The organism is Escherichia sp. WS3063, assembly GCF_046486595.1.
Lineage (GTDB): Bacteria > Pseudomonadota > Gammaproteobacteria > Enterobacterales > Enterobacteriaceae > Escherichia > Escherichia coli.
The window spans coordinates 355,672-367,596 of the sequence record NZ_JBJQKY010000001.1 but is presented as its reverse complement, the minus strand read 5'-3'; the positions used below and the strand labels follow the sequence as shown (position 1 = coordinate 367,596).

At 47.1% G+C, this 11,925-nt stretch carries 5 protein-coding genes and 1 pseudogene; all 6 read right to left on the bottom strand.

All coding sequences use genetic code 11. The features are described 5' to 3' along the window. Positions 1-22: 22 nt before the first annotated feature. Positions 23-1,405, bottom strand: a complete 1,383-nt coding sequence (dosC, locus tag ACJHYW_RS01800; RefSeq protein ID WP_000426277.1) for a diguanylate cyclase DosC — start codon at positions 1,403-1,405, stop codon at positions 23-25. A 375-nt stretch (positions 1,406-1,780) separates the two neighbouring features. Beyond that, positions 1,781-3,100 (bottom strand): family 10 glycosylhydrolase, encoded by a 1,320-nt coding sequence (locus ACJHYW_RS01795; protein ID WP_000350361.1) that lies wholly within the window; start codon positions 3,098-3,100, stop codon positions 1,781-1,783. A gap of 130 nt (positions 3,101-3,230) precedes the next feature. Continuing rightward, on the bottom strand, positions 3,231-4,766 hold the full coding sequence (gadC, locus tag ACJHYW_RS01790; protein ID WP_000246009.1) for an acid resistance gamma-aminobutyrate antiporter GadC: 1,536 nt from the start codon (positions 4,764-4,766) through the stop codon (positions 3,231-3,233). Between the two features lie 155 nt (positions 4,767-4,921). Then, positions 4,922-6,322, bottom strand: coding sequence for a glutamate decarboxylase (locus tag ACJHYW_RS01785; protein ID WP_000358930.1), 1,401 nt, complete (start codon positions 6,320-6,322; stop codon positions 4,922-4,924). A 361-nt stretch (positions 6,323-6,683) separates the two neighbouring features. Continuing rightward, the gene (locus tag ACJHYW_RS01780) at positions 6,684-9,467 is read right to left on the bottom strand and encodes a M16 family metallopeptidase (RefSeq protein WP_001361867.1); all 2,784 of its coding nucleotides are present in this window, start codon (positions 9,465-9,467) and stop codon (positions 6,684-6,686) included. Positions 9,468-9,523: 56 nt separating this feature from the next. Beyond that, positions 9,524-11,895, bottom strand: a pseudogene (locus ACJHYW_RS01775) (TonB-dependent receptor plug domain-containing protein). Positions 11,896-11,925: the final 30 nt, after the last annotated feature.

Genomic DNA, 11,925 nt, shown 5'->3' with positions numbered 1-11,925 from the left:
TTACCTCTGCATCCTGACGCATCTAAAGACTGGCTTTCCAGAGTTCAACACGGTTTCTACCTCGTCTTTTGGCGATATACAGAGCTTCATCGGCTATTTGAATGAGGCGCTCATAGTCAGGATGACCATTAAACATGGCGGCACCGATGGAAAGTGAGAGGGCAATATCTTCGCCGTTTGCGGCTTTCAGTTTGGTTTTCTCCACCCGACTGCGAATACGTTCTGCGGTACGTAACGTTTCGTTTTCCGAAGCTTCAGTCAAAACAATGATAAATTCATCGCCACCGTAGCGGAAAACATAATCACTACTGCGGACGTTGTCATAAAAGGCCTGAGAGACTTTACGCAGAATTTCATCGCCAGTGTTATGGCCCCACGTATCGTTAATCTCTTTGAATTTATCAACGTCAATAATCAGCACTGACAGCGGTGTACCGGTCCGGTTGGCATGGGCAATTTCGCGTTTGAAGATAGTCGGCAGGAAACGGCGGTTAAGTAATTTCGTCAGGACATCCATACCGACTTCGTGGCGCGATACTTCTTCAAACAATTCACGCAACAAGGTAATAATTTGCGATACGGTATTTCTTATCTGTAATAAAAATTTCACCCGTAAACTTCTGTTATTCAAATTCCTGGTGTTACGCATGGTTTGATTGAAAATACCGTCGAAATCCTGAATCAGACGGGAGATATGGCCCACTTCGGCTATGCCGCTAAAATAATGTCGACCTTTATGGTTAAACCACAGGCCAAAATCAGCCTGGCTTAAAGGCAAACTACTGCCTAAATCAGAATCCAGCAGGACTTTATAGATAATATCTATTTCCCATGAAAGTATTGAGGCTATTTGCCGTTCTTTTTCTTCTTCGGCATTTTCCAGTAACGAGAAGATACGATAGTTTTCATCTTCCTTTGAGGCACTACTGTCACTAAAGGTAAACGCGCGGGTCATCACTTCCATAGCGATATCAATACTGTTAATCGAGAAATGGTAGACCTGAAGTTTTTCTGCGGCGGAATAATCCGAAGAGAAGATTACCGGATAGAGGATTTTTTTCAGCACCCGAAACCCCATCTCGACAATTTCTACCGGAATTCCTATGCGGGCATGCACTTCCGCGACGGTATGCTGGATTTGTATTAGCCTTTCGACATCGTCAACCTGGGCAGAAAGCACGTTAATAATCCAGCGTTCCATCGCACTTTTCAACTGCCGCTCAACTTGTTCATTACTCAAGAATTCTTCGGCATGCGGGTCGATGCGGACAATTCGATAAAACTCAATACTCAGATAATGAGCATGCGCAACGGCAATTTCCGCGGCTTTAGCACGAATGAGCGGATCTGCTTGTTCGACAAGCCCGGTCCACTCATCTTTCATTCTTTTAAAATACATCTCCATAATTCACACCCTTATAAGGCTGGGAAAGCAGACGGAATCAAAACGAAACGCAACGTGCGAGATCGACTAACTGCACCATACTCTCCTGAAATATGAAGATATACTGAAAACAAATAAGCGACTTAGGACAGTTTCAATCTACGCTACTGTTCTTCAGAAGAGTATAGCCCATCGTAATTATTTTTCGGTGACAGCGAATATCGTATGTTTTTTCATGTTCATACATTTTTATTAGGGGATTTATGACTGTTTAACTAAGTGTGGTTAATTGCGTAGTTAATTTGACTTAAGTAAGCATGATTACTAGTGGGATATTTCAAGAGAGTAACAAGCCGGGGGGAAAGCACCGGCTTGTTACAAAGTAAGAATGGGAGTTTAACTGCCCCAACGACTTTGCAGATAGCTGACCGCTTGTTGAGTCTGTGGCTTATTCAGATAGTCCTCACGGAACAAGATTGTGCCGCTAATTTCTGGCACGGCATCGTTAAGATCGAGCTGCTTTTTCAGTTCCGGTACGCCGCCGTTAATCATCCAGTCTGGCTCTATCTTTGAAGGTTCTCCTACTTTATAGAAGGCGATACCGATATACAGGCGGGTCCTGGTCGGTTTAACGACATCCGCCCACCATTTTGCCAACACGTCATAACGCGCGGCACTCCGTGAGAATGGCCAGTAAATTTGGGGAGCAATGTAATCCAGCAACCCTTGTTCCACCCATCGACGGGTATCAGCGTAGGATTCGTCATAGGCTGCCGCGCCTCGGGTATCGGAACCGAGCGGATCGTGTGATCGGTTACGCCACACGCCTGCCGGGCTAACGCCAAATTCGACTTCCGGCTTAATGCTTTTAATGGTGTGCGATACCTTCGCAATTAACTGCTGAGTATTGTTGCGCCGCCAGTCTGCTTTTGACGCAAATGCGCCGCCGTATTTGCGGTACGTTTCGTTATCATTTAGCCGTGAAGCTGGTGACTCAGTATAGAAATAGTCGTCAAACTGCACGCCATCTACCGGATAGCGGGAAACCACTTCCGCAACTATTGATGTGATCCAGTCCTGAACTTCAGGGATGCCCGGGTCGAGGACAAAGCGATCGCCGGACGTTCTGATCCAGTCGCGGTGTTGCACATAGACGCTCGCCGGTTGTTGAGACAGAGTGCTATTCAGTTCCCTGATAGTACCGGGCTTCGTATTAACCGATACGCGATAGGGGTTAAACCAGGCGTGAACTTTCATCCCTCGCTTGTGGGCTTCGTCGAGCATGAATTGCAGCGGATCGTAACCCGGATTTTCACCAATCTTACCGGTCATAAGATCGGACCACGGCAAAATTTTCGATGGCCACAGGGCGGTACCGTCTGGCTTGACCTGGAAAAAGACCGTGTTTATGCCGAGACGTTGCAGATGCTCCAGTTTGTCAATCATCGCTTGTTGTTGTACACGGGCCCGGCTGGTGGGGTTACTAATGTTAACCGAGGAAACCGGTGGCCAGTCGAGGCGAGACACCGTGGCCAGCCAGATGCCACGCATCGGTTGTGACGATTGTTGCGTCGTGGCTGGTGGCTTTGAACCCGCTGGTGGTGTCACCATTGACTCTGGGGGCGTGCTTTTACAACTACACAGTAAAAGTGCCAGTGCAACCAGTATCGCTGGTCTTCTAATCGCTAATTTCTCGTTTCGGGAGCAGATATCCATATGTGCTGGTTTCCGGTAAACAGATGTGCGCTCATTCTCGTACTTATCCCAGTTAAGTCAATACGACAGCAAGCACGAAAAAGGGAGCGATGAATTATCGCTCCCTTATCTTATAACCATTCAGACATGGTTAGTGTTTCTTGTCATTCATCACAATATAGTGTGGTGAACGTGCACGCGGGTGCAGGAAGAAGTGACCTTTTGGTGCGTTCTGACTGTTGATTGGCTCCAGAGTGACGCCGGTATTCCCTTTGCCTTTACGATCATGAACAGCATAGAGAATAAAGGGCAGGGCAAGTACCACCAGGAAACTCACGACCAGTAATTCAACATACATATCAGTAGAGTCACCCTGGATGTTATCCGGCGGCAGGAAGGAAACAATAAACGCCATAATTGAAGTCAGCAGACCGACAATAGCCACGACCAGTTTCACCCCTTTACCACCAGGGATATTAAATGTGCGTTTTAAGTCAGGATGTTTGAGAACCAACACAATGTAGCCAATAAACAGCATGAAATAAGCACACAGATAAATCACCACCGTCAGCGCCAGTGCGATCAGGAAGGACATGTTGTTACCGCCACCGGTATTGGTGAGGATGATCAACGCGATAGAAGTAATCACCAACTGCGAAATGACCAGCGTTACCGGTACGCCATTTTTGTTCATTTTAGCGAATGCCGCTGGCAGCAGGTTTTTCTGCGCTGTGACATACATCCCGCGAGAAGGACCAACAATCCAGGAAGCGATTTCCGCCAGAACACCCAGCAACAGCAGTGCGGAGATCACGCGAACCGTCCACTCAATTTCCGGTGCCACATGTGACATCAGAACGGTAAAGGTTTGCATTACCCCTGCGGAGAGGTTGATTTCATTACCCGGAATGACCATCGCAATAGACAAACCGCCAACAGAGCTTAAGCAGATTGCCGCCACCATCAGCAGTAACATAGCCAGTGGATAGTCGCGCCCGGGGTTGCTCATTTCATTGACGTGGGTTGCGGAAGCTTCAACGCCCATATAACTCAAAATGAAGGCAACAAATACAACCAGGGTGCCCACTTTAGAGAAGTCAGGGAAGAAGGTCTTCGCATCCATTTCGATTGCAACGGGGGCACCGGAGTGCAGATAAATAGCCGCTAATGCGATCAAAATAAATGCAGGTAACAGGATACCGGCGAAGAAGCCAACTTTAGCAATTCGCGCCGTGTATTTCGTGCCACCAAACTGCGTTAATGCCAGCGCCCAAAGAATGATGAGTGCTGCAATAGTTTTGGTAATGGGGTCTTCATTCAGAGCTGGCCATTTCAGGATGTAGGAGAGTGCCCCTAACACGAAATAGAGCATCGGAATAAAACCAATGGCGATTTGCAGATAGCCAAATGAGATCGCTGCAAATCCCCATCTCGGCCCCAGAGTATTTGATACCCAGGCGAAGACGCCACCTTCTTCCCAGCCGTCGACGGTAGCCATTTCCGCAGCACAAAGTCCCACGGGAATAAACCATAAAATCCCGCCTAATAGCAGGAAGAAGACTAATGAAAAGCCCGATGTTGCGAAGGTAGGGTATTCATAAACAGCCATTACCATCGATGCCGTTATGGCAAAAAATCCGAGTAATGTGAGCTGCTTAGCTTTACCTGTCTGTACTGATGTAGCCATATTATCCCCCTAAAACGGTATTCCTGTCGGAACCGCACCTGTTTTGTTCTGAAGCGTATTCAGAACAATATTTTCCGTTGCTAATGCCAGTGAACAGACTTTGGAAATTGTCCCGAAACGGCTTCGTTTCGGGACAGCGTTACCGTTAAACGTTATCAGGTGTGTTTAAAGCTGTTCTGCTGGGCAATACCCTGCAGTTTCGGGTGGTCGCTGAGATATTTCAGGGAGGCTTTGTAGTCTTCCAGCAACAGTTCAGCAAAGTCCATTTCGAAGCCGCGACGACACATAATGCGCATCACCACGATGTCGGTGGCTTCACCGCCGAGAGTGAAGGCCGGAACCTGCCAGCCGCGCAGACGCAGACGTTCAGAGAGGTCGTACAGGGTGTATCCCGGATCTTCACCATCTTTCAGTTTGAAGCAAACCGCCGGGATGCCTTCGTCCGGGCGACCGGTACAGATGAACTCATACGGCCCCAGTTTGGCGATTTCATCCGCCAGATAAGCGGCAACCTGGTAGGAAGCGTTCTGTACTTTGGTATAGCCTTCACGACCGAGGCGCAGGAATTCATAGTACTGTGCAATCACCTGACCCGCCGGGCGGGAGAAGTTGATGGCGAAAGTCCCAATCTGACCACCGAGATAGTCAACGTTGAACACCAGTTCCTGCGGCAGCGCTTCTTCATCACGCCAGATAACCCAGCCGCAGCCTAGCGGAGCCAGACCGAATTTATGGCCTGAAGCACTGATCGATTTCACACGCGGCAGGCGGAAGTCCCAGACGATATCCGGGGCGACGAACGGTGCCAGGAAGCCACCGCTGGCAGCGTCGATGTGCATGTCGATGTCGATACCGGTGTCGGCCTGGAATTTATCCAGCGCATCGTGCAGCGGCTGCGGGAACTCATAGTTACCGGTGTAGGTCACGCCAAAAGTCGGCACCACGCCGATGGTGTTTTCGTCGCAGGCTTCAATCATGCGTTTCGGGTCCATAAACAACTGACCGGGGCGCATAGGGATCTCACGCAACTCCACATCCCAGTAGCGGGCGAATTTATGCCAGCAGATTTGTACCGGACCGCACACCAGGTTTGGTTTATCCGTTGGTTTGCCTGCAGCTTCCATACGCTTGCGCCAACGCCATTTCATCGCCATCCCGCCAAGCATACAGGCCTCGGAAGAACCAATGGTGTTGGTGCCAACGGCCTGACCATTTTTCGGTGCAGGCGCATGCCACAGATCGGCAACCATGTTTACGCAACGCAGGTCGATGGCCGCAGATTGCGGATATTCTTCTTTGTCGATCCAGTTTTTGTTAATGGATAAATCCATCAACTTGTGGACATTTTCGTCGTCCCAGGTCTGGCAGAAAGTGGCCAGGTTCTGACGAGCGTTGCCATCAAGATATAATTCGTCATTGATAATCTGAAATGCGACATCGTCGCGCATTTCGTGCAGCGGAAAACGTTTTGATTCTGCGATAGTGGAAATAGACTTTGCACCAAAACGTGAATCGAGTAGTTCCGACCTTAAATCCGTTACTTGCTTCTTATCCATTTTAAACTCCTTAAAATGATTGGATCGCATTAAAAAAGTAGGATTTATCGATAAAGTAAGCAAGTGCAAAGGACTCGTGTTTAAATAACAAAATCCTAATGTTATTTATCGCGAGATATTATGCGAATTATATTTTATCATTGAAAATCAATATATTATTGAATTCTTGGGTGGTGGCAAGGTGTTTTATGCTGTTATTTTTATGCACTTTCTACGCCTCCTGAATTATCACATAAAAATCAGACCTTAAAATATCACTATTAGCACTCGGCTATTATTTTGAACGCATTTATAAAATTATTACATAAAAATGGCGAATATTGCTAAAATCCCCGCCAACGAGGTGTTGACGGGGCTGTTATTATTTTGGCAATAATACTCCGGTATAGGTATTCACCGGATGAGAAAGATATTGTTTAACGGCAGTGTTAACATTCTCTACCGTCATTTGTTTCAATAATTGCTCCTGCTCAGTCCATGCTGCAGGATCGTCATATTGAATAAGACTATTTACAATGGTGTTCGCTAATTGTTGAACGCTACGCTGTTGGATATCGAGGCTGCGCTGAACGTTTTGCTGGTATTCATTCAGTTCTTGCTCACTGATCCCTTTAGCCAGACGCTTAACCATCACTTCATTCGCTAACGTTAACAGTTCATCATGTCGTTCTGGTTGACAAGTAAAAGCCAGCAAATGACTGATATCTTTGGCCTGAGGATCAACCGAGAGACGAGAAGAAACGCTGTATGCTCCAGATGCCTGTTCACGAATATTAACGCGTAGATCTTTTGCCAGTGCGACGTTAAAAGCATCGAGCGCCATACGCGTCGCCAGATTTACAGGTGTTCGGGAATCATAACGCTTCCACTGTGAAATCTGTGCCACAGGTTCATTTTGTTCTTTTACAGTAACCGATGCGTTGTCCGTCGCGCGAGTTAATGGTTTACCTGCGGCTAATGACGAATCAGAGTGTTTGATTGATCCTAAGTAACGCGTAATTAACGCCACGAGTTTGTCTTCTGCGACATTACCGACAATGACAAACGTGATATCCGCAGGAGATGAAAACAACTGGCGATCGGCAGCCAGCGCATCTGCGGCAGTAAACTGTGCAATCTGATTTTCTTGCAGTAATTTCGTGCGGTCATCAGCATAGCGCGTCTCATACATCTGCTGGGCGAATTTCTCCGCTGGACGCTGGTCGAGCGTTTTCAACGTCTGAATTTGAGCATTTTGCAGCGATGCCCAAATATTGTCGTTAATCGTGCTGTGGGTGATTCGCTGGTTAATCAACTGGAAACCAGGTTCAGGGTTATTAGTCCGCGCGCTAACGGAGAGCAACGTATTCATGCCACTGACTTTACTGCTCATGGTTACCGAGTTTTCCGCACTCCAGCGTTTCAGGCTGGAAGAGGAGAGTTCACCAACGCCGCTTCCGCTTACTGCTTTATTTGCCAGCGCGATAAGTGATTTTTGCTGCGCAGGGAAACTTAAATCGCCTTTATTAGATACGGCAGTAATTTGTAGCTTTTGCTCTTCACCCGCGGATTTTGCCAGAATAACCCTGGCACCATTGGAAAGTGTTAATGATGTCAGATTCTCAGCCAGCGTTTCTTTGCTGCTAATTTCCGCCTGTGGGTCAGCGTCTACTGTTAACGATAAATTTCTGCCTGGGAAGATGTAAGCCGCCAGCTTTTTGTTGGCGTACTCTTTTTCCAGCGCCAGGATAGCCGCAGGAGACAATGCTTTTTTGGCGGCAACCTCATTGTTTACCATTTGCTCCCAAAATGCGTCCTGGTTCTTTCTTAACTGCTGCCATTTTTCCGCCAGACTTTGCACGGTAATTTGCTGCCACAGACGTTTCGAAAGTTGATATGTCTCTTCCGGCGACAAGAACGGCGTATTATTTAATGAGCTGGATGCCAGGCGACTGGTCAGCATACGTAAATCACGTTCAGCTTGCTGATCAACCGCATTTTTCAGCCAGGTGAGGCGGGTAGATTTGACATCATCGAGTTCTTCAGCGGAAAAACCATGCTGATCAATAGTTGCCAACTCTGCCATTAATGCATTCGCAGCATCCTGCATATTATCGTCTCGTGCATTTACACGGAAAAACAGCGACTGATAATCGGGTGCAATTCTAACGCTGCGCGCAGTGCCGCCAGAAATAGTCTTCAACTCGCCCGACTGTATACGTTCCTGCAGACGTTGATTGAACAGCTGAACTAACATGCTCCATTCAGCTTGTTCGATAAAGCTTTGCTCATCGCTCACTTGCACCATTGGCAGGCGATAATAGAGTGCGATGCCGTTCACCCGGTTTTCTTTATCATTGATGATATTAAAGCGCAGGTGGTTTTCGGCTTTTGTCGGCCAGACGCGATTTTCAGCTGCTTTGTTAGCCGGAAGCTTACTTAAATTATCCTTTATCAGCGCCAGCGCTTCTTTACTGTCGATATCGCCGACCACAATAAAGGTCATATTATTTGGTTGATACCAGCGTTGATAAAATTGGCGCAATTGTGCCGGTGTGACCGTGGCGACGGTATCCATCAGGCCGATAGGTTCACGGTCTAAATTACGGGTATTTGCCAGCAGGAAAGGGCGGCGCGCCTGAGAGGTGCGCCATTTTGCATCCTGATGGGCACGCCATTCCTCAGTAATTACGCCACGTTCAGCGTCTACTTCGAGTTTTTCAAAGGTTGCGGCATTACTCCATTCACTGAAGATTGCCATCACTTGTTGCAGATTTTGTTTCTGCGTAGTCGGCAAACTCACCTGATACACTGTTTCGTCATAGCTGGTATAGGCATTAACATCGCGACCAAAACGCAGGCCCATTGACTCAAATGTTTCGATGACTTTATTACCCGGCCATGTTTTTGTGCCGTTAAACATCATATGTTCTACAAAATGAGCCACGCCGCGCTCATTGTCCTCTTCCTGCAATGAACCGGTATGAATTTGCAGCCATAAATTTACCTGATCCTTTGGTTGAGCATGCGGATAAATCATATATCGCAAGCCATTGTCCAGTTGCCCGGTAATTAACTTTTCATCCTGCGGTAAGGCGGCGGCAATCAGCCGCCCGGGGAGCAACAGAGTTGCCACTAACGTCAGTAAGAAACAGAGGTTTCTCATAATTATCTCCATGCGAAAACCGGGCGAATTTACCCGGTTAAGTAAAATCCGAACTATTAAAATTTCATGCTGACATCAAGCCAGAAAGTACGGCCACTGGCGTAGGTCGCCACACCGGTATTCGTTGTATCAACAGCGGTTTTGCTATCCAGTACATTGAGAATATCGGCACTGAACGTCAGGTTTTGTTGTTTCAGAAATTGTGGCGTCCAGGACAAGCGGGTGTCCCAGGTCAGGCTGCTATCCAGTTTTTCGTCAACATACTGCTTGTAATCTGAATATTCGCTGATGTATTGCGCATTCGTCTTACCCAGGATAATGCGAGCTTTACGCGCTTCTTGCCAGGTCAGCGTATTCGCCCACACCAACCCGCTCGGTTGATGCGTGAATCCATGTTTAAGGAGATCTTTAATGGATTATTAAAATCCGCCACTGGAACGCTATCGTAAGAGACCAGATTACCGTTATAAACCACCTGGTTATCACCGGTATTGCTCTCCTCATAACCATTGTTTAACGACAAGTTGCCCTTGCTCTTGATATAGCTAAAGACAATTTGCGGGTTAATATCTACCTGGCTGATATGCAGGGGTTCGGCCAGTTCAAAACTGAGGTTGAACGAATGCGTTTTGGTTTTACCGTCGTTGTTATATTCAGTAATGGTGGTTTTAGTCGCGCTGTCGGTACGACTGCTTTTGCTGATTTGATCATGCGCTTCACGGTAAACATAGTTTGCGCGCGCAATAACGTTCTTACTGATTTTTTGCTGCAATCCCATTGCCAGTTCATCGTTATAAGGCGTTTTCAAATCCTGATAACGCGTCAGGGTTTTATTGCCTGATACCGATTCCGTCCAGCTATTGCGAATATCACGTAATCCCATATCAAGAATATTCCCGCCATAGTAACGGTTATAACCTGCGGTAATCATTGAGGTTTGATCAGCAAAAATATCCCATTCCGTCATAAAACGCGGGGAGATATTGTGGTTTGACAGATAGTTGTCATAGTCATACCGCACGCCGGGCATTAATGACACATTACGCCAGCTAATGCGATCCGCCATATACAGCGTGTAGTTGTCAATTCCCAGGCTGCCTTTACCTTTATGGTAAATGGTATGGTTAGTTTTCTTTCCGGCAGCATTAATCACATAGGATTCAGACTGGTTATGGCGTTCAGTCCATGCATCGGAATAGATGTATTCCGCGCCGAAGTAGGGTTGATGCGAAACATTACCCACGGTGAATTTTTGCCAGTCCAGGCGTGTTTTGAAGGTGTAATTATCTACAGCCTGGGAAATGTGTCCTAATCCGCCACGGGTGCAACGCCCTGAAATATCACCATATGTACATGAAAGTTCGGTGTACCAGATGTCATGATCGTGACGGGTATAATCACTAATATGATCCCAACCAACGGTGGTACGCAGTTTGGCCCATGCGAGCTGGGTATCCATATCCCATGCCAGACCATAGGATTTATTACCCATTTCGCGATCAGACTCCGGGAAGGTGCTGGTATTATAATCACGGCTGGAGCCGGTATATTTTAAGGTTAAATCGTGGGTAAAGCGGTCGCTGGCAAACCAAGTAAATTTGCTCAATGCAGTATCGATAACGTTTTTATACTGTGCCCGGCCGGCGACAATGCCGTCATTCGAAACATAATCCGCGCGGGTGATATCAGACTGGCGGCGCGATAAACCGGCGGTAACGCCAAAGTTATCAGCGAGTTCCTGATTAAACGACAAGGTATAAAAGTTCTTTTTAAAATCTGGAGAGTAATAAGTACTTCCTGAAGAACCTTGATTAAATGCGCTCTTGTTATTCTCATCGATATGCGATGTTAACCAGTCCGAACGCGTAGTGCGATAACCCAGTTTCACGCTGCTATCATCAGCGTTGAAGCGTTTGATCTTTGCATCAATTACCCCGCCATTGAAGCGACCAAATTCAACCGGCACAAAACTGTCATAAAGCGTCACATTGTCCAGTAAGCTGACATCAAGATAATAGCCCTGTGACATCCCGCTAATATTGGTTGCACTACTGGCATCGGACTCATTCGCTGGGTTCAGGTTATTAGTTGCACTAATGCCATCAATCAAATAGGCATTCTGGTAGGGCGACGCACCGTGAATAGAGATTTTTTCCGGGCGAATATCTCCCTGGTTCAACGAGGTACTTTGCGTTGAATCCATGCGTACCGCAGGGTTGGTTCTCAGCAGATCGCTGATATTGCCATTCCCGGTCGGTAAACGCTCGATGCTTTCACTGGTGTAATGCGTGTTGCCGTTTACGGGTACAGGGACAGGAGCATAGACCGTCATCTCTTCAAAAACATGCATGTACATATTTTTGTCATCGACGGCCTGCGCTACATCAGCGCCACATAAAATGACGCCAGGAATAAGAACTCGCTTCATTTATTTATATCTCCGTACAGCAGGGCTTTT

Excerpts from the sequence above, each read along its gene's own strand:
- dosC (WP_000426277.1), bottom strand. The coding sequence starts at position 1,405 with ATGGAGATGTATTTTAAAAGAATGAAAGATGAGTGGACCGGGCTTGTC.
- ACJHYW_RS01795 (WP_000350361.1), bottom strand. The coding sequence starts at position 3,100 with ATGGATATCTGCTCCCGAAACGAGAAATTAGCGATTAGAAGACCAGCG.
- gadC (WP_000246009.1), bottom strand. The coding sequence starts at position 4,766 with ATGGCTACATCAGTACAGACAGGTAAAGCTAAGCAGCTCACATTACTC.
- ACJHYW_RS01785 (WP_000358930.1), bottom strand. The coding sequence starts at position 6,322 with ATGGATAAGAAGCAAGTAACGGATTTAAGGTCGGAACTACTCGATTCA.
- ACJHYW_RS01780 (WP_001361867.1), bottom strand. The coding sequence starts at position 9,467 with ATGAGAAACCTCTGTTTCTTACTGACGTTAGTGGCAACTCTGTTGCTC.